Raw genomic sequence first — 17,572 nt, 5'->3', positions numbered from 1 at the left:
GGTCGCTGTTCGTGTCGCGTGTCGTGTCTAACGTGCCATCGGCGCGAGCGCGGCACGCACCGCGTCGATCGCGCTCTTCCAGTCGCCCGGCGCCGCCTGCCGGAACAGCCGCGCGGACGGGTACCACGGGCTGTCGCCGCGGGTCCGCATCCAGCGCCACTCCGCCGGATCTGGCAGCAGCACCCAGACCGCGCGGCCCAGCGCGCCCGCCAGGTGCGCGACCGCGGAATCGACCGCGATCACGAGATCCAGCGCGCCGATCAGCGCGGCCGTGTCCGCGAAGTCGCCAAGTTCGTCGTCGACGCGAAGCACCGGCGCCTGCGTGAGCAGCACGGCGTCGCGTTCGCGCACGGGTTTTTGCAGGCTGATCCAGTCGACGTCGAGATCGAACAGCGGCGCGAGCCGCGCGAAATCGATCGACCGGTTGTGATCGTTGCGATGCTCCGGATTGCCGGCCCACGCGATCCCGATCCGCGGCCGGCGCCGCTCGCCGAGCAGCGCTTCCCACTCGCGCGTGCGCTGCGGGTCGGCATGCAGATAGGCGCCGGCTTGCGGAATGGTGGCTTCGTCGGTGCGAAACGCATGCGGCAGGCTCAGCAGCGGCGCCTGGCAGTCGAACGCCGGCAGCGGCTCGCCGCGCGCGATCACGTCGACCGCACCGGGCAGCGACGCCATCAGCGCGCGCAGCGGCGGCTGCACCTCGAACACGACCCGCGCACCGCGCGCGGCCACCAGCGGCACATAACGGCAGAACTGCAGCGTGTCGCCGAACCCTTGTTCCGCATGAATCAGCACCGTCCGGCCGTCGAGCGGCGTGTCGCCCTGCCACGCCGGCTGCGTGAACGGCCGGTAGTGCCGCGCAAGCTGCGCATCGCGCAGCCGCCATTCGTACTCGGGCCAGCCGCGCGCGAAATCGCCTTCGATCAGATACAGCGACGCGCGCGCGAAATGCGCTTCGGCATAGTCGGGATGCAGTGCGATCGCGCGGTCGTACGCGGCGAGCGCGTCGTCCGTGCGCGCCGTTTCGAAATGCAGGTTGCCGCGGTTGAGCCAGTTCGTCGCGTGATCGGGACGCAGCGCGAGCGCACGGTCGAGCGACGCCATCGCTTCGTCGTAGCGATGCAGGTCCTGCAATACGTTGCTGCGGTTGGTCCAGGCCTCGGCGAACCGTGCGTCGCGCGCAAGCGCGGCGTCGTAGCTGGCCAGTGCTTCGTCGAAGCGCTTCAGGTAACGCAACGCGGTACCGCGGTTGCACAACGTCTCCGTCGAGTGCGGATCGAGCGCCAGCGCGCGCGCATAGGCGGCCAGGGCTTCGTCGTGGCGCTTGAGCTGCAGCAGCGCGTTGCCGCGACTCGCATGGGCGCGGACATGATCCGGATCGAACGCCAGCACGCGCTCGCAGCGGGCCAGCGCTTCGTCCGCGCGGCCGAGCCGTTCGAGCGCGACCGCGCTGTTGTAGAGCACGTCGAGCCGCGCCGGATCGGCCGCGATCGCTTCGTTGAACGCGTCGAGCGCCTCGCCCGGCCGATCGAGATCGATCAGCGTGCGGCCGCGCTCGGCCATGATCGCGGCCATGCCGGGACGGATCGCGCTGGCGCGCTCGAAGCACTGCAGCGCATCGGCCGGCCGCTGCAGTTCGCGCAGCACGAGGCCGCGGTTGAACCACGATTCGAACGAACGCGGGTCGACCATCAGCGCGCGATCGTAGGTATCGAGCGCATCGTCGAAGCGGCGCAGCGCACGCAGCGCGCTGCCGCGATTGCAGAGCGCATCGAGTACCAGCGGCGACACCGCGAGCGCGCGGTCGAACGACGCCAGTGCATCGTCGTAACGACGCAATCCGAGCAGCGTGTTGCCGCGGCGCACGAGCGTCTGCACGTCGTCGGGTGTCGTACGCAGCGCGGCCGCGAAATGCTCGAGCGCCTCGCCAATGCGGCCGCGCTCGCCGGCGATCGCGCCGAGATCCGACAGGACGCGCGTGCCGGGTGCGATCGCGATCGACCGGCGCAACAACGCTTCGGCATCGTCGGCCGCGCCCCGCTGGAACTGCAGCACGCCGTACAGGTGCAATGCCTGGGGATTGTCCGGTTCCTGCTCGAGCACGGCGAGATATTCGCGCGCCGCGTCGTCGAACCGTCCTGCACCGTGCCAGTTTTGTGCGCGGCTCAGGATCGCCGCCGATTGCCGTTGCCCGCGCGCGTCGAGTCCCGACGCGCCCGCGTGTGCATCATGCCGGTGCTCGACCGTCACGTTCGCCCCCTTCCCGTTTGCCGATGCCGCCGCTGACACGGCTCGATGGAACCGGTCGCGGCGGTCATGCTCGCCACGAGACTAACGGACGGGCAATAACAGATGTATGACGAAAGTTACGGACCATTTTGTCCGGGGGACGGAACACGTTCCGCGCGTCGAACAACCCGTGCCGCCGTCACTGGCCGATCGGGATCGTCCGCACGTACTCGACTGCCGGCGCGCCCATCGTGACCGCGAAGCGCACGCCGCGCGGCAGCGGCATGCCGAGCGACGTGAGATTGCTGACGCCGTGCTGCGCGAGAAACTGCGCATAGCTCTGCTCGATGACGGCCTGGCTCGTCGTCCATCCGCCCGGCGGAATCCACACGGAAAGCTGCATCGTCCGCGCATCGTTGCTGACCACCACGCGCGCGAACGCGTCCATGTGCTGCAGCGCGTCCTCCACGTCGGCCAGCGACGCGAGCGGCTGCGACGCGCTGCGCACGAGCTCGCGCCCCTTGAGCTGGTAGCGCACGACCTGCATCTGCGCCGGCCCGCCGCCGACGCCGAGATGGCGCACCATCACGAGTTCGTTCGGGCGAATGCGCAGCGGCGGCCCGAACACTTCGTCGGCCGTCACGAGGTTGGTCAGGTCGAACTGCAACTGGGAGAAATAGCGGCCGAGCAGACGCGTTTGCGCCAGATTCGACGCGATATCGTCGCGACCGCGCATCGTCGCATCGAGGCCGCGCCACGACAGCAACGCGATCACGGCGAGCAGCGCGATCGCGACCAGCATCTCGATCAGCGTGAAGCCCCGTTGCGGCGCACGCGCCGCCGCGCGCGGTTCACTGGCGCGCTTCATTCTGGATCACCGTGACGACTTCGGCGAGCACGTTGCGGCTCGCCGCGGACGGATACACGCTCACCGTCACGCGCCGCACGAGCGGGCTCGGCAGCGCGGCCACCGACTGGCGGCACACGAACCGGTAGCGGCCCTGCGGGCACGCGAACGTGTTCGTGCCGACGGACGGCCAGGTCGACGCGATGCGGATTTCGCCGAGCGCATTGTCGGCACTCCATAGCGCGAGCAGCCGCATGCGCGCCATGTCGGTATCCGACGCGAGCGCGCCGATCGCGCGCATCACGGCGCCCAGCGCCACGGCCACGATCGCCAGCGCGATCAGCACCTCGATCAGCGTGAATCCCCGTTGCGGCGCATGCGCCGTGCGCAATCCGCGGCGCGCCTGGCGGTGGTAGTCGGTTCTGTCGTCGCACATGACCTGCATCATTCTTGTCGATGGGTCGGCGTCCGGCGGTCAAACCGCGGCGCAGGCCGCGTCGCCGGCGCGACGGACGCCGTGCACGGACGTTAAGCGCGACGTATGGCACGCACGTGTCGAATGGTACGGACCATTCGGCGCGACAAGCGCGGGCGGACGGGCGTGCCGGTGCCGCGCAGGCGGAGTCGCGCGCTGCGCGCATCGCGGCGGCCGGCGGCCAAAAAGCTGAAAACGGAAAGGAATCGGGAAAGAACCGTCCGGCAACGGACGGCGAAAGGTGAACGGCAAACGGCGAAGGCGATCCTCGGGCGGGATCGCCGCGGCGGTGTCAGGCCGTCACGGCGGCGTCGTATTCGGCGCGGGCAAGCTGGCCGGCGGCGACCGCCTCGGCCTCGCCGCGAAAGCCTTCCCGGCTGAACGCTACGACTTTCACGCCGACGCCGGTCGCCCGCTTCACCGTCAGCGCCCATTGCCATCCGCCGTCTTGTTCGAAGACGTGCAGCGAGGGTTCGAAGGAAGGGTCGAGTACGGTCACGCGTTTTGCTCCTGCCCCTTGCGCGCCGTATCGGCAACACTCCGGGCATGTCGAAAGGGTCGCGCCGGGGTGCCGACGCGTTTCTGCTATTCGACAGTCTAATCAATAATTGTTGCGACGCACCATCAGAGGTTTCACTCATCTATCGGAACCGTCCGGTCGATCGAGATTGACTGAAACCCATACGGGACAGGCTTCCGGGCGCTACCAGGCGGCACGGTGACGCATTCGTGCGGCAACGTGCCGCATACGCGACCGATTGCTTGCATCGGCCATTCGTGGATCGCGGAAACGGGGCGCGATCTATCCGGCGGACATCACGCGCCGGAACGTCAGGTTGACGCGTTCGCCCTGCACGCCCGGCGCCTTCGGCACGCGATGCTGCCATTCGACCTGCGTGCGCCCGCGCATCACGAGCAGGCTGCCGTGCACGAGGCGGTACGCATGCGTGACGCCGGTCGTGCGATGGCGCAGGTCGAATACGCGCATCGCACCGAGGCTCACCGACGCGATCACCGGTTCGTCACCGAGTTCCGGCTCGTTGTCCGCATGCCAGCCGAGGCTGTCGAGCCCGTTGCGGTAGCGATTGAGCAGCACGCTGTTGAAGCGCGCGCCGCAGGTCGTCTCGACCGCCTGCTTCAGGTCGAGCACGGCCGGCGTCCACGGCGCGGGCACGTTGCGGATTCCCGAGTACACGTAGACGGCATCCGGCTCGCCCTGCCACGCGGTGAGCCTCGGCAACGGAATGCGGCCGCGCGGCGTGCGGATCGTGTCCTGCCGCCACGCGACCTCGCCGATCAGCGCGGCGAGCGTGCGGTCGGCATCGGGTCGTGCAAGCCAGTCCGGGTACCAGTCCACGTCGGGCACGGGCGTATCGGCGAAGAGATCGAGTGTCGACATGTCGGAACGAACGGGCGAGGAATGGCGTGATGGGTACATGTCTGCATACTAGCCAACGGCGTCCTGCACCGCCATGCGCTTTCATTCACCGCTGAAAGGAAACCGCCGCGCACCGCGATGCGCGTTCGCGCATCACGCTATCATCGCGGCGTGCCGCGGCACGCCCTGCCGAGGGGCGCCGCTTTTCTCCGCCACGCCGGCCGGCGCGCCCCGGCCGCTTTCTTCCCGGATCCCATCATGACGACGCTCTCCGATTCCGCCCTCGACCAACTGTTTCTCTCCGCCCGCACGCACAACGCATGGCAGGACAAACCCGTCGACGACGCGTTGCTGCACCGGCTGATCGACCTGACGAAATTCGGCCCGACGTCGGCGAACTCGAGCCCCGCGCGCTTCTTGTTCGTCAAGTCGCCCGAAGCGAAGGCGCGCCTGAAACCCGCGCTGTCCGAAGGCAACCTCGCGAAGACGATGGCCGCGCCCGTCACCGTGATCGTCGGGATGGATTACGCGTTCTACGAGCACCTGCCGCGCCTGTTCCCGCATGCCGACGCGCGCAGCTGGTTCGCCGGCAACGATGCGCTGATCCAGGCCACCACGTTCCGCAACGCGTCGCTGCAGGGCGCATACCTGATCCTGGCCGCCCGCGCGCTCGGTCTCGACGCGGGCCCGATGTCGGGCTTCGACGGCGCGAAGGTCGATGCCGAATTCTTCGCGGGCACCACGGTCAAGAGCAACTTCCTCGTGAACCTCGGCTACGGCGATCCGGCCGGCCTGTTCCCGCGCAGCCCGCGCTTCGATTTCGACGATATCGCTCGCATCGAGTAATCGTTGCCGGTAGGGCCTGTTCACGCTAATAACGGGCTTGCGAACGTGCCTTGCCGGCCGCAGTGCAAGAAGCAAGGAGCGCCGTTTGGCCGAGCCAGACAAGCGACGCGCGACGCCGCAATGCGGCCGGCAAGGCACGTTCCCCTGTTTGGAAAAATTCATTCGTAGGGCTGGCCCCCAGAAGGGCCGATCGCCGCGTCATGCTCCTCACGAATACGTCGAGTATTCGCTTCGTCGCAATCCTTGCGCTCGGCCCTTCTGGGGGTCAGCGCAAGCCCGTTATTAGCGGGAACAGGCCCTAACCTCGCGTCAACCGGATCAGCGTGATTTCAGACGGCACGCCGAAGCGGTTCGGCGGCCCCCAGTATCCGGTGCCGCGGCTCGTATAGAGCCACATGTCGCCGAAGCGGTTCAGCCCGCCGATCACCGGCTGCTGCATCCGCACGAACGGCGGCCACGGCAGGAACTGCCCGCCGTGCGTGTGGCCCGACAGCTGCACGGTGTAACCCGCGCGGTTCGCCGCTTCCGCGCTGCGCGGCTGGTGCGCGAGCAGGATCTTCGTGGCGACATCGCGCGGCGCACCCGCCAGCGCCTGCGCGGGGTCGCTGCGATGCGCGGGATCGAACCCGCCGGCCGTGAAATCGGTCACGCCCGCGAGCACCGCGCGTGCGCCGTCGTGCTCGATCAGCACGTGCTCGTTCAGCAGCACCGTCAGCCCGATGCGGCGGAATTCGTCGATCCACGCATGTGCGCCCGCGTAGTACTCATGGTTGCCGGTCACGAGGAAGCTGCCGTGCCGCGACCGCATCCGGCCGAGCGGCGTCGTGTGGTCGCGCAGGCGCTTGACCGAGCCGTCCACCACGTCGCCCGTCACGACCACCAGATCGGCGTCGAGCGCATTGACCGCGCGCACGATCCGTTCGATATACGGCCGCTTGATCGTCGGCCCGACGTGGATGTCGGACAGCTGCACGATCGACAGCCCGTCGAGCGCCGCCGGCAGCCCCGCGACCGGAATCGACACGCGCTTGACCGCCGCCGTGCGGCGCGCTCCGACGAACCCGATCGCCGTGACGAGCACCGCGGCCACCAGCACGCCGAGCGCCGTGTCGGCCGCGGCGCCGCTCCACGCGCCGTCGTGCCCGAGATGTCGCCACGCGACCACGCCGAGCAGCAAGCAATCGCGCAGGAACGTCAGCACCAGCAGCGACGAAAAGAAACCCATCGCGAGCGCGCCGGCCCAGCCGACCAGCGTCGCGGCCCAGCCTTCGTCGAAGCGGCGCGAGAACATGCCGACCGGAATCAGCACGACGAAACTCGCCAGCACGAGCGCCGCGATCGTGCGCGCGACCGGCGACGCGAACGCATCGGGAATGATCCGCATCCCGACGTACAGATGGAACAGCACGCCGATTGCAATGAACCGGACAAAGAAACTTCGCATGGAACGCTCACCTTCGTTGCGATACCGATACCGCTTCCGCGCCGCGCGCCGCGCGCCGCACGGGATCGTGATGCCCCGCGTGCCGCACGTCGCACCCTACGCACGATGGTACACAGATCCCGGCCATGACGACCGGTCGCGGCCGCCGGTGGAGCGCCGTGCGGCTTCGCTCGCCGGCCAGGCCTCGACGCCGTTCGCCGCGACGCTCGACCATGATTTCATCGGCCTGTCCGAAGCGAGCGCGATCCACAATTTCCTGAAGCGCGCGGCCGCCGACGTGCAGCGCACGCTGCGCCGGCGCATCCAGGTCAACAGCTTCGAGGCAGCCTGCCGGATGATCGAGGCGAACGTCGGTGTCGGCGCGCTGCCCGAAGGCACCGCACGCCGCCATGCGAAGACGATGGCGCTGCGCGTCGTCGCGCTCGAGGACGACTGGGCCGAACGCGAGCTGCAGCTCTGCGTCGCCGATCTCGATGCACTGCCGCGCTTCGCGCGCGATCTCGTCGACCCGCTCGTCGGGGCTGCCCGCAGCCAGCCCGACTGACCGGATTCGCACGCATTCGAGATGCAATCGCCCGCGTGTGCGCCGATTCCGCTACGCCGGCACGGCAAATGCCGCCATTCCTCGTTAGTCTGACGATTCTTTACAGTCTGCCAGCAACCCTGCGCGAGCGTGCGCTGGCAGAATCGCGGCGATCGGACCGTTGCCGCGGAAACGCGCGACCGGACGAGCCGGCACGATCGCCGGTGCGCCCGCGACCGGCCACGGCCCGTGCCGCGTATGCATGCCGGATGGCTGGCGATCCATATCGCGCTGATTTATGATCGGCTCCGTATCCAGGGATCGTCGTCGCGGCCCGGCCGGTCGCGACGATCCACATTGCGCCGCGCCCGGCATCCACCCCCAACGTCGAGCTCGTCACACCATGAGAAAAACAACGCCGCGCGCGCGCCTGCGCGTTGCCGCCGTCCTGGCGCCCGCCCTGCCGCTCGCGGGCTGCGCATCGCGCGGCGCACCGTCGTACGTGCTGTTCGGCGCGTATTTCCCCCTCTGGCTCGTCAGTGCGATCGTCGGCGTCATCGGCGCGATCGTCGCGCACCGCGTGTTCGTCGCGACCGGCTGGGCTTCCACCGTGCCTTACCAGCTCGCCGTCTGCACCGCGATCGGGCTCGTGGTCGCCGTGATCGTCTGGCTCGCCGGCACGGGGCCGTTCGCATGAAGGCCGCCGGACTCCCCCGCCCCTCCGTGAAGGGCCGCGTGATCGCACTCGCGATCGTCGCGCTCGGCATCGCCGCGCTCGTGTATGCGTACTGCCGCACGACCGCCTACCCGTCCACCGACGACGCGTCGATCGACGCGGACGTCGTGCACGTCGCATCGCCAGTCGGCGGACGCATCGTCCAGCTCGCGGTGCACGAGAACCAGCGCGTCGCGAAGGGTGACCTGCTGTACGAAATCGATCCCGTGCCGTACCGGCTGACGGTTGCGCAGGCGCAGGCCGACGTCGAACTCGCGCGCGCGTCGCTCGACACGCGCCGCCGTTCGCTGATCGGCGAGCGCTCGAACGCGTCCGTCGCCGCCGAGCAGGTCAAGCGCGCGACGCAGAACCACGATCTCGCCACGCGCGACGTGAACCGGCTCGCGCCGCTCGCCGCGCAAGGCTATGTCAGCGCGCAGCAGTTCGACCAGGCGAAGGTCCGCCAGCGCGACGCGTCCGTGTCGCTCGCGCAGGCACAGGAGCAGCAGCGTGCATCCGCGCAGACGATCGGCGACGAAGCCGACGCGATCGCGACGCTGCATGCGCGCGAAGCCGCGCTCGCCCGCGCGCAGCATGCGCTCGACGATACGGTCGTGCGCGCGCCGCACGACGGGCTCGTGACGGGCCTGAGCGTCCTCGCCGGCGAAACCCTCGCGCCGAACCAGTCGATCTTCACGCTGATCGACGCGCGCGAATGGTTCGCTGTCGGCAATTTCCGCGAGACGGCGCTGAGCCGCATCGCGGTCGGCGATTGCGCGACCGTCTACTCGATGATCGACCGCAGCCGCCCGCTCACGGGCAAGGTCGTCGGCATCGGCGCCGGCATCGCGGACAGCGCGCGCATCAACCTGCCGCGCTCGCTGCCGATCGTGCAGAACTCGGTGAACTGGGTGCACGTCGCGCAACGCTTCCCGGTGCGCGTGAAGCTCGACGAACCCGATGCCAGGCTCGTGCGCGTCGGCGCCAGCGCGATCGTCGAGGTCCGGCATGGCACTGCCTGCCGCTGACGTTCGCGCGCCGGGACCGCGCGAAGTCCTGCGACTGCTCGCGCCGTTTCCGGGGCGCATGGCCATCGCCGTGCGCGTCGCGCTGATCTGCGCGCTGACCGCGCTCGTGACGGCCGCGTACGGCACGCCCGAAGCCGCACTTTCCGCGTACGTCGTGTTCTTCATGATCCGCGCCGACCGCGTGACGAGCGTCGTGCTCGCGGCCGCGCTGCTGCTGATCGTCACGATCGTGATCGGGCTCGTGCTCGGCATCGCGATCTTCAGCATCGACTATTCGATCCTGCGGGTCGCGTGCATGGCCGTGCTGTCGGTCGCCCTCCTGTACCTGACGTCCGCCAGCAAGCTGCGCCCGGTGGGCGCGATCCTCGCGATGATCGTCGGCTTCGGGCTCGACCAGCTCGGCCTCGCACCGTTCGGCGAAGCCGCCACCCGCGCGTTGCTGTACATCTGGCTGACGATCGCGATTCCCGTCGGCGTGGCGATCGTCGTCAACCTGCTGATCGCGCCGTCGCCGCGCACGCTTGCGCACGCGCAGCTCGCGAAGCGGCTGCGGCTCGCCGCACGGCGACTGCGCGGCGACGACGATGCACGTGCCGCATTCGACGCGAGCCTGCGCGAAGGCGACAAGCAGCTGCTCACATGGCTCAAGCTGTCGAAGCTCGAAGGCTCGTCGACCGCCGCCGACTTCGCGGCGCTGCGGCAGGCCATCGCGTCGAGCACCGCGCTGATGGTCGGCGTCGCGCTGGCCGATCGCGAACCGGACGCATGGCTGCCCGATGCGTTCGCCACGCCGATCGCCGCGACGCTCGACGAGATGGCCGCCATTCTCGAACGCGGCGGCTACCCGGTCGACGTGACGCTCGCGCTGCCGCCCGTCGATGCGCTGCCGCCGCTCGCGCGCATCGCCGCGACCGATCTCAAGGCAGCGATCATGCACTTCGCGGAGCCGGGCGCGACGGCCCCGACGGCCGATGCAGCGACGGAGGCTGCGGCCGGCACGACGCCCGCCGCCCCCGCAGCCACGCACGAAGCACCCACTGCCGCACCGGCCCCGCGCGGCGGCTTCTTCCTGCCCGACGCACGCACCAATCCCGACCACATCCGCTGTGCGCTGAAGACGACCGCCGCGGCGATCTTCTGCTATCTGCTGTACTCGCAGCTCGACTGGTCGGGCATCCATACCTGCGTCGTTACCTGCTACATCGTGTCGCTCGGCTCGACGGCCGAAACGGTCGAGAAGCTCACGCTGCGGATCTTCGGCTGCATGATCGGCGCGCTGCTCGGCACCGCCGCGCTCGTGTTCGTCGTGCCGGCGCTGTCGTCGGTCGGCCACCTGATGGCGCTGGTGTTCGCCGGTGCGTGGCTGTCCGCGTGGATCGCCTTCGGCTCGCCGCGCATCGCGTATGCGGGCTTCCAGATCGCGTTCGCGTTCTTCCTGTGCGTGATCCAGGGCGCCGGCCCCGGCTTCGACCTCACGATCGCACGCGACCGCACGATCGGCATCCTGCTCGGCAACTTCGTCGTGTATCTCGTGTTCACGCGCATCTGGCCCGTCAGCATCGGCAAGCAGATCGACGTCGCGTTCGCCGCGCTGCTCGACCAGTGGCGGCGCATCGCGCAGATCGCGCAACCGGCCGAACGGCGCGCGCTCGCGGCCGAGGCGTTCGCGCGTCACGGGGCGATCTCGCAGGAACTCGGCCTGGTCCATTACGAACCATCGTGGGTGCGGCCGGCCGCGACGTGGCTCGCCACGCGACGGCGCGCCCTTGCGGAACTCGGTGCGATCGAGGGCCCGCTGTTCCTGCTCGCCGAACGCCAGCCCGGCGACGCGGCGATCGGCGCGCAACTCTCGCGCGTGACCGAACCGCACGACGACGAAGCCGCGCCCCATGCGGCCTCCCCCGCGCCAACGGCTCCGCCGCCGGGCGCCGCCCCCATCGACCCTGCACGCGACGCGCTGCTGAACCTGATCGACACACGGCTCGCGCAGATCGCCGACGCCGCCCGTCAAGCCACACCGAAGGAGCCTGCCCCCCATGCGTCGACCTGAACCGCCGGCCGCCTCGATCGCCGTAGCCGCCCTCGCGACCGCCGCCGCGCTGGCCGGCTGCGCGACGTCGTCGATCGACCTGGCGCCGGAGGCATCCGATCGCCCGTGGCAGCCGCAAACGTCGGTCGCGGGCGAAATCGTGCCGGGCCCGCCGCGCGCGTTAGCGCAAGGCGCGCACGACTACACGCTGCCCGCATCGCCGGCGCTCGCGTCGGTCTCGCCGCCGGCCACGCTCGATACCGCGCATCCGTACACGCTGCCCGAACTGATCGATCTCGCCGAATCGGCGAACCCGCTCACCCGCATCGCCTGGAACGACGCGCGCAACGCGGCGCTCGCGGTCGGCCTCGCGAAGTCCGCCTACCTGCCGCGCCTGTCGGCGACCGCGATGGGCGCATACCAGGCGAACCACGGCTCGACGTCGACGATCCTCGGCGATTCGTCGAGCAACACCACCGTGCACGGCACGATCTCGGCGCTGTCGCTGCAATGGCTGCTGTTCGATTTCGGCGGCCGCGCGGCGCGCGTCGAGGCGGCCGAACAGGCCTCGATCGCGTCGAACGTCGCGTTCACCGCGGTGCATCAGCAGGTGATCCACGACGTGACCGTCGGCTACTACCGCTACGAGGCCGCACGCTCGCGCGCCGTCAGCGCGCAGCAGGGCCTCGCGAACGCGGATGCGATCCTCGCGGCATCGCGCGCGCGGCTCAAGCATGGCGTCGGCACGGTCGTCGAGCTCGCGCAGGCGACGCAGAACCGCGCGCAGGCGAACCTCGCGCTCGTGCAGGCGAACGGCGCGGAAAGCGACAGCTACCTCGCGCTCGTCTCCGCGCTCGGCATCTCGCCGCTGTCGAAGCCGACGATCGCCGCCTTGCCGAAGCGGCCGCTACCGCCCGCACTCGGTTCGTCGGTCGACGCGATCGTGTCGGACGCGATCGCGCGCCGCCCCGACCTGCAGGGCGCGTTCGCGCTCGAAAAGGCCAATCGCGCGAAGATCAAGGCGGCTCAAGCCGCATTCATGCCGAAGATCTTCCTGTCCGCGTCGACGTCGTACGCGAGCGGCGGCACGTCCATCTCCGCGCTGCCCGCGATCGGCGACCAGGCGCCGACCGTCAACCTGAACGGCAGCCGCTACGGCGGCGGCGTGTTCCTCGGCGTGACGATCCCGCTGTACGACGGCGGCCTGCGCTCGGCCGTGCTGATGCAGGCGCGCAACGACGCGGAAAGCGCGTCTGCCCGCCTCACGCGGACCAAGGAGGAAGCGGTACGCCAGGTCGTCGCCGCGCAGAACGCAGTGCAGACGAGCCTCGCGTCGCACGACGCGGCCAAGGCGCTCGTCGATGCCGCGCAGACGAGCTACGACGCGGCGCTGACCGCGTACCGCAACGGCGTCGGCTCGGTCACCGACGCGACGATCGCACAGAGCCAGCTGCTCGCGGCCCGGAACGCGGAGGTCGACAGCTACGCCGGTGCGTTGTCGGCGGCCGCCGCACTCGCGCTCGCGACGGGCACGATCGGCTCGGCGCAGTAGCGCGGCGGCCGCCAGGCGGTTGACGCCTGCACGCGCCGCCCACTAGAATGCCGCCCATTCTTCCTTCAGGAACCATCGTGGACAGTTGCAGCACTCCGTTGCGTGCGCCGCTTGCCGCCTGAACGCCTGTCCGACGCAGTTCTCCTGCCGCGGCTCGCGTTCCGCGAGCCGCACGCCTACCCGTTTCACACTGAATGACGCATTCGCGCGGTAGAGTACCGCGCGCTGACGGCTATTGCCGCGTCGCCTGCGGCCTTGCACCGCGGCAACGCGAGCCGGCATGCGCTTCTTGCACGGCAGGACAACCATGACTTTCGATTTCGCACTCCGTCTCTTCACCGCGTTCGCCTGCGGCGTCGCCATCGGCCTCGAGCGCCAGATGCGCCAGCGCACGGCCGGCCTGCGCACGATCACGCTCGTCGCGAGCGGCGCATGCCTGTTCGTCACGCTCGGCGTGCTGACCGGCAACGGCGTCGCGGGCGTCACGCAGATCGCCGCGTACGTCGTGTCGGGCGTCGGCTTCCTCGGCGGCGGCGTGATCATGCGCGACAAGGGCTCGATCCAGGGCATCAACACGGCCGCGACGCTGTGGTGCTCGGCCGCCGTCGGCGTACTGGCCGGCTCCGGCCATTACGTGCCCGCGCTTGCCGGCACGGGTGTCGTGCTGCTCACCAATACCGTGCTGCGCGGCGTCAGCCAGGCGATCAACGCCACGCCCGTATCGAATGCCGATCTCGTCCGCGAATACCAGATCACGGTGATCTGCCTGACCGCCGACGAAGTGCATATCCGCACGCTGCTGTCGAACTCGATGTACGCGAAGCCGCTGTCGTTCCAGAGCCTGACGAGCGAGGACGTGCCCGACCAGCCGGACCGGCTGAAGGTGACGGCGACGCTGAAGCTGCATCCGAAGGATCAGCAGAAGCTCGAGCAGATCGCGAGCCGGATGAGCATGGAGAAGAGCATTTCCAGCGTGAGCTGGACCGCGAAGGAAGCGGAACCGATGATGGAGTGAGCGGCGTGGCGGCCACCGTATCCGGCGCCGCCCTCGCCTGCGTCACGGTGCGTCGATGAGTCCGGCCGAAATCGCCTTGACGACTGCCTGGACCTTGTTGGTCGCGCCGAGCTTCTCGAGGATGTTGTTGACGTGGAAGTTGACCGTCCGCTCCGAGATACTGAGGATCTGGCCGATTTCACACGCAGTCTTGCCCTCGGCCGTCCAGCACAGCACCTCGCGCTCGCGCGCGGTCAGCGTGACACCCGCCGCGGGCGACAGCTTCGGCACCATGAAGCGGCTCATCAGCGAATGCGACAGGTTCGCGAGCCAGTTCGTCTGCAGCGTCAGCATGTTGATTTCAGCAGGCGTCAGCCGGTCGGCATGGCGCGCGATGCTCAGCAGGCCGAACGCACCGCGGGCCGCCCAGCTCGACTGCGCGACGCCCACCGACAGCCCGAAATCGCGTGCGTCCTGCCACAGCGGGCACGGGTCGATCCGGTCGACGTCCGGCCAGACGATCATGTTGGTGCTGAGCGCGCCGTCGCGAACCGTCGAATCGATCTCGATGTAGTTCTTCGCCTGGTAGTGCGCCATCCAGCCGTCGGGATAGGTATTGAAGATGGCGACCGACGGCTTCGATACGGGCAACGGTACGCGAATGCCGTAGCAGCAATATTCGAATCCCAGCCGCTTGGAATAGGCGGCGATCCGCTGGAAGAGCTGCTGCTCGTCTTCCGCGGCGCTGAATTGTTGATAGGCATCCTGCCAGCGCAGTTCCATTCTTTCTCCGACAACGTCACGCTGTCATACTTGTCAGGTTCCAGCACCCGTTCGACGCTGATACATTCCGCGCATGACCTCACCTTTGCTGCACCCGGTCCCCGGCCCGTCCCCGGACGGCTACGTACGCCTGCCAGAAGGCGCACTGGCCGTGCTTGCACTCGACCATGTCTCGAGCGGCCTCGACGCATCGCTGCTGTCCGAACTGCGCGACAGCGCGATCGACGCACGCCTTGCCGGCTATACCGAATGGCATCGCACGGCCAGTGCCGGCGCCCCTTACGTGACGGTCGGCTGGGACTGGTACCTCGAACGCGCGACGGGCACGTTCGTGATCGCGGGCGGCGACGTCCGCAGCAACGTGATGGTCATCGATGCCGCCGGCACCGACATCGGCATGTTCCGCACCGCCGCCGCGCTCGCCGCGCGGCTCGCCGGCATCGACTGGCCCGCCGCGGTCGCAGCGGCCCTGCTCGGTCGCAACGACGCCTATCATGCCGGTCCCACGCTCCAGTGACAACCTGTCGCGCATTCCTCCGATCATTTCGCAAGACTGGCGCTCTTTATAAGCAAAAGCCGTCCAGTTTTCAATCCCGTTGATCAAGAAACCGTTACCACGCCGCAAATATCCTTTTTGCGCGGTCACCCTGTAAGAGTTACCAGTTACCGCCTCCTCGTGCCGCGCGATGTAATGCACGCATACAAAAGCACAGATCCGAGGACACCATGCGGACCTTCGTTCACGATGAAGGGCGGTTGCCACACGAACTTGCAGCGGATCTCGGGCGCTACCGGCGCCGCGTGTTCATCGAGCAGCTCGGTTGGGCGCTCCCGTCGGCGAACGAAAGCTTCGAGCGCGACCAGTTCGATCGCGACGATACCGTCTACGTGTTTGCGAGGAACGCCGGCGGCGACATGTGCGGATGTGCGCGCCTGCTGCCTACCACGCGCCCGTATCTGCTCAAGTCGCTGTTCGCCGACCTGATCGCCGAAGACATGCCATTGCCGCAATCGGCCGCCGTCTGGGAGCTGTCCAGGTTCGCGGCGACCGACGACGAAGGCGGGCCGGGCAATGCCGAGTGGGCCGTGCGCCCGATGCTGGCGGCCGTCGTCGAATGCGCGGCGCAACTCGGCGCGCGGCAGCTGATCGGCGTGACGTTCGCGAGCATGGAGCGGCTGTTCCGCCGGATCGGCATTCACGCGCACCGCGCAGGGCCGCCGAAACAGGTGGACGGTCGTCTGGTGGTCGCGTGCTGGATCGACATCGATCCGCAAACGTTTGCGGCACTAGGAATCGAGCCGGGGCAGGCAGCCCGGCAAGCCATCGCCGCCTGAGCCGGAGCACGCGCTTCCGTCCGGGCGGCCTCGTAACGAAGGAGAACCAACGTGGACCAGTCTCAGGTCTTTCGCGCGATGATGCCCGGGTTGACGAGCGTCGGCGGCGCCCGCATCACGGTCGCCTATCCGTCGTTTCCCAGGCCGCTGCCGCTCGTGCGGCTCGACCGCCGCGGGCTCGTGTTTCGTGCCGCGGGCGCTGCGCCGCTCGTCTGCGGGCTGCCGCGCCCGGCGACGCTGCTGGTCGCCGACGAACCGCTCTGCTCGCTGCGCCTCGTGATTCGCGACGTCGCCCCGGCCGACAGCGGCCGGCACGACCTGACGATGCAGCCGTCCGGCGCCGCCGGCGACGAATTGCTGTGGCATGCGCTGCGCGACCGCGAACCCTACCGGCACATTCAGCACCCGCTTGCGCCCGTCGATACGGCCCTCGCCGCCGACGGCGAGCCGCTCGCGACGACCGGCGACGCCGCAGCGCGTCCGTCGCGCAGCGCGGCCTTCCGCTTGCCGTGCCATAGCGATGCGCTGTTTTTCGCCGACTGGCTCGAATATCACTTTGACGAACTGCGCGCGCTGTCGCAGCAGCACGGGCCGCAACTGCAGCTCAACCAGCTCGAACGACAGGTCGCCGACGACGAGGTCGGCGTGCGTTTCGTCTACGACATCGACGGGCATGCGACGCGGCACGCGCTGACCGACTGCGCTCGCGAGGCCTGTGCATGGATCGAGACGGAAATGCGCGACAAGTACGCGCTGCCCGTCGCGCAAGAGCGGTTCGGCGCGTTTGCGGCGCATGCACGGGCCGGCGGCATGTGAACCGGTGACGGCTGCGAGTTGCATGGATACAACTAGGGCTTGCAAACGTCCGGGTTTTCCCTTAAATTTACGCCTGTCTCCTCCATGTCTCCAAACATGGATTCAGCCCGCTCAAGCAGCGGGCTTTTTTATTGCCTGCGCGGATTGCGGGGGCCACATCGTTTCCCGCTCCGGCTAGGCCGCCGGACGCAGCCAGTAGTGATGCACCGCAAATATCAGCGCGACCGTCACGACCAGTATCAGCAACAGATACAGCCAGCCCTTCCTGGTCGACGGCAGATCTGCCAGGGCACCGACGTCGCCCGTCAGCGCCGCCAACGCGGCCACCGCAAGCCCGACCAGTACCAACGTTCCCTTTGCCACCCATCCAAAGGCGGCCTCCAGTCCGGTCGCCCATCGCGACTGGCGATACGGTCCGGCAACCGGCCGACGCAGATCGGGCTTACCCATACGTCACCTCCCGTCCGGCACGCATGTATCCGCGCGTCGAGCGGCCGGCGCTGCGGAAGGCGGGGATTCGAAGGTCCTGCGAACGTGCAGCCGCTGCGACGCGGTGCACACATTGATTCGGAAGCGTC

The 17,572-nt window shown here is 68.8% G+C and carries 17 protein-coding genes and 1 pseudogene; 10 read left to right on the top strand and 8 right to left on the bottom strand.

Going from position 1 to position 17,572, the window contains the following annotated elements; translation table 11 throughout:
- Positions 1-27: 27 nt before the first annotated feature.
- The 5 genes from DIE03_RS01345 to DIE03_RS01325 all read right to left on the bottom strand — a co-directional run bounded on the left by DIE03_RS01345 (position 28) and on the right by DIE03_RS01325 (position 4,950).
- Positions 28-2,250 (bottom strand): tetratricopeptide repeat protein, encoded by a 2,223-nt coding sequence (locus tag DIE03_RS01345; RefSeq protein WP_124446716.1) that lies wholly within the window; start codon positions 2,248-2,250, stop codon positions 28-30.
- Positions 2,251-2,428: 178 nt separating this feature from the next.
- On the bottom strand, positions 2,429-3,097 hold the full coding sequence (locus tag DIE03_RS01340) for a type II secretion system protein J (protein ID WP_124446714.1): 669 nt from the start codon (positions 3,095-3,097) through the stop codon (positions 2,429-2,431).
- Positions 3,081-3,512, bottom strand: a complete 432-nt coding sequence (gene gspI, locus DIE03_RS01335; protein ID WP_124446712.1) for a type II secretion system minor pseudopilin GspI — start codon at positions 3,510-3,512, stop codon at positions 3,081-3,083. Before gspI ends, DIE03_RS01340 begins: the two co-directional genes overlap by 17 nt.
- A 331-nt stretch (positions 3,513-3,843) precedes the next feature.
- Positions 3,844-4,050 carry a hypothetical protein gene (locus DIE03_RS01330; RefSeq protein WP_124446710.1) on the bottom strand — a complete coding sequence of 69 codons (207 nt, stop codon included), beginning with the start codon at positions 4,048-4,050 and terminating at the stop codon, positions 3,844-3,846.
- Positions 4,051-4,353: 303 nt separating this feature from the next.
- Positions 4,354-4,950, bottom strand: coding sequence for an alpha-ketoglutarate-dependent dioxygenase AlkB (locus DIE03_RS01325; protein ID WP_124446708.1), 597 nt, complete (start codon positions 4,948-4,950; stop codon positions 4,354-4,356).
- Between the two features lie 237 nt (positions 4,951-5,187).
- Between DIE03_RS01325 and DIE03_RS01320 the strand changes: the two genes are divergently transcribed.
- Positions 5,188-5,775: a malonic semialdehyde reductase gene (locus DIE03_RS01320; RefSeq protein ID WP_124446706.1), complete on the top strand. Its 588-nt coding sequence runs from the start codon at positions 5,188-5,190 to the stop codon at positions 5,773-5,775.
- Between the two features lie 298 nt (positions 5,776-6,073).
- Here the strand turns inward: DIE03_RS01320 and DIE03_RS01315 are convergent, their stop codons facing one another.
- A complete protein-coding gene (locus tag DIE03_RS01315; protein ID WP_124446704.1) occupies positions 6,074-7,219 on the bottom strand; it encodes a metallophosphoesterase in 1,146 nt (381 codons plus the stop codon).
- 169 nt (positions 7,220-7,388) lie between these two features.
- On the opposite strand from DIE03_RS01315, the pseudogene DIE03_RS38615 reads away from it, so the two are divergent.
- The 6 genes and pseudogenes from DIE03_RS38615 to DIE03_RS01280 all read left to right on the top strand — a co-directional run.
- Positions 7,389-7,763 (top strand): annotated as a pseudogene (locus DIE03_RS38615) (LysR substrate-binding domain-containing protein); the annotation flags it as partial.
- 382 nt (positions 7,764-8,145) lie between these two features.
- Complete coding sequence (locus DIE03_RS01305; RefSeq protein ID WP_124446702.1) at positions 8,146-8,439, top strand: hypothetical protein; 294 nt, start codon at positions 8,146-8,148, stop codon at positions 8,437-8,439.
- The gene (gene mdtN / locus DIE03_RS01300; RefSeq protein ID WP_124446700.1) at positions 8,436-9,485 is read left to right on the top strand and encodes a multidrug transporter subunit MdtN; all 1,050 of its coding nucleotides are present in this window, start codon (positions 8,436-8,438) and stop codon (positions 9,483-9,485) included. Before DIE03_RS01305 ends, mdtN begins: the two co-directional genes overlap by 4 nt.
- Positions 9,466-11,535 (top strand): FUSC family protein, encoded by a 2,070-nt coding sequence (locus DIE03_RS01295; RefSeq protein ID WP_124446698.1) that lies wholly within the window; start codon positions 9,466-9,468, stop codon positions 11,533-11,535. Before mdtN ends, DIE03_RS01295 begins: the two co-directional genes overlap by 20 nt.
- Positions 11,522-13,066 (top strand): TolC family protein, encoded by a 1,545-nt coding sequence (locus DIE03_RS01290; RefSeq protein ID WP_124446696.1) that lies wholly within the window; start codon positions 11,522-11,524, stop codon positions 13,064-13,066. Before DIE03_RS01295 ends, DIE03_RS01290 begins: the two co-directional genes overlap by 14 nt.
- 307 nt (positions 13,067-13,373) lie before the next feature.
- Positions 13,374-14,081, top strand: coding sequence for an MgtC/SapB family protein (locus DIE03_RS01280; RefSeq protein WP_021162348.1), 708 nt, complete (start codon positions 13,374-13,376; stop codon positions 14,079-14,081).
- Between the two features lie 42 nt (positions 14,082-14,123).
- Here the strand turns inward: DIE03_RS01280 and DIE03_RS01275 are convergent, their stop codons facing one another.
- A complete protein-coding gene (locus tag DIE03_RS01275) occupies positions 14,124-14,843 on the bottom strand; it encodes an autoinducer binding domain-containing protein (RefSeq protein WP_124446692.1) in 720 nt (239 codons plus the stop codon).
- A gap of 73 nt (positions 14,844-14,916) precedes the next feature.
- Between DIE03_RS01275 and DIE03_RS01270 the strand changes: the two genes are divergently transcribed.
- From DIE03_RS01270 to DIE03_RS01260, 3 genes are all read left to right on the top strand, one after another.
- A complete protein-coding gene (locus DIE03_RS01270) occupies positions 14,917-15,360 on the top strand; it encodes a DUF4902 domain-containing protein (RefSeq protein WP_124446690.1) in 444 nt (147 codons plus the stop codon).
- A 209-nt stretch (positions 15,361-15,569) separates the two neighbouring features.
- Positions 15,570-16,178, top strand: coding sequence for an acyl-homoserine-lactone synthase (locus DIE03_RS01265; protein ID WP_124446688.1), 609 nt, complete (start codon positions 15,570-15,572; stop codon positions 16,176-16,178).
- 51 nt (positions 16,179-16,229) lie between these two features.
- Positions 16,230-16,994 carry a hypothetical protein gene (locus tag DIE03_RS01260; protein ID WP_185658075.1) on the top strand — a complete coding sequence of 255 codons (765 nt, stop codon included), beginning with the start codon at positions 16,230-16,232 and terminating at the stop codon, positions 16,992-16,994.
- Between the two features lie 174 nt (positions 16,995-17,168).
- On the opposite strand, the gene DIE03_RS01255 is transcribed toward DIE03_RS01260, so the two are convergent.
- Positions 17,169-17,444, bottom strand: coding sequence for a hypothetical protein (locus DIE03_RS01255; RefSeq protein ID WP_124446686.1), 276 nt, complete (start codon positions 17,442-17,444; stop codon positions 17,169-17,171).
- Between the last annotated feature and the right edge of the window lie 128 nt (positions 17,445-17,572).

It is taken from the genome of Burkholderia sp. Bp8992 (genome assembly GCF_003853705.1).
Classification (GTDB): domain Bacteria; phylum Pseudomonadota; class Gammaproteobacteria; order Burkholderiales; family Burkholderiaceae; genus Burkholderia.
This window is presented reverse-complemented; position numbering and strand designations above follow the sequence as displayed.

Bases quoted from the DNA above. Each gene is read 5' to 3' on its own strand.
- DIE03_RS01340 (WP_124446714.1), bottom strand. From the start codon at position 3,097: ATGAAGCGCGCCAGTGAACCGCGCGCGGCGGCGCGTGCGCCGCAACGG.
- gspI (WP_124446712.1), bottom strand. From the start codon at position 3,512: ATGTGCGACGACAGAACCGACTACCACCGCCAGGCGCGCCGCGGATTG.
- DIE03_RS01325 (WP_124446708.1), bottom strand. From the start codon at position 4,950: ATGTCGACACTCGATCTCTTCGCCGATACGCCCGTGCCCGACGTGGAC.
- DIE03_RS01320 (WP_124446706.1), top strand. From the start codon at position 5,188: ATGACGACGCTCTCCGATTCCGCCCTCGACCAACTGTTTCTCTCCGCC.
- DIE03_RS01315 (WP_124446704.1), bottom strand. From the start codon at position 7,219: ATGCGAAGTTTCTTTGTCCGGTTCATTGCAATCGGCGTGCTGTTCCAT.
- DIE03_RS01305 (WP_124446702.1), top strand. From the start codon at position 8,146: ATGAGAAAAACAACGCCGCGCGCGCGCCTGCGCGTTGCCGCCGTCCTG.
- mdtN (WP_124446700.1), top strand. From the start codon at position 8,436: ATGAAGGCCGCCGGACTCCCCCGCCCCTCCGTGAAGGGCCGCGTGATC.
- DIE03_RS01295 (WP_124446698.1), top strand. From the start codon at position 9,466: ATGGCACTGCCTGCCGCTGACGTTCGCGCGCCGGGACCGCGCGAAGTC.
- DIE03_RS01290 (WP_124446696.1), top strand. From the start codon at position 11,522: ATGCGTCGACCTGAACCGCCGGCCGCCTCGATCGCCGTAGCCGCCCTC.
- DIE03_RS01280 (WP_021162348.1), top strand. From the start codon at position 13,374: ATGACTTTCGATTTCGCACTCCGTCTCTTCACCGCGTTCGCCTGCGGC.
- DIE03_RS01275 (WP_124446692.1), bottom strand. From the start codon at position 14,843: ATGGAACTGCGCTGGCAGGATGCCTATCAACAATTCAGCGCCGCGGAA.
- DIE03_RS01270 (WP_124446690.1), top strand. From the start codon at position 14,917: ATGACCTCACCTTTGCTGCACCCGGTCCCCGGCCCGTCCCCGGACGGC.
- DIE03_RS01265 (WP_124446688.1), top strand. From the start codon at position 15,570: ATGCGGACCTTCGTTCACGATGAAGGGCGGTTGCCACACGAACTTGCA.
- DIE03_RS01255 (WP_124446686.1), bottom strand. From the start codon at position 17,444: ATGGGTAAGCCCGATCTGCGTCGGCCGGTTGCCGGACCGTATCGCCAG.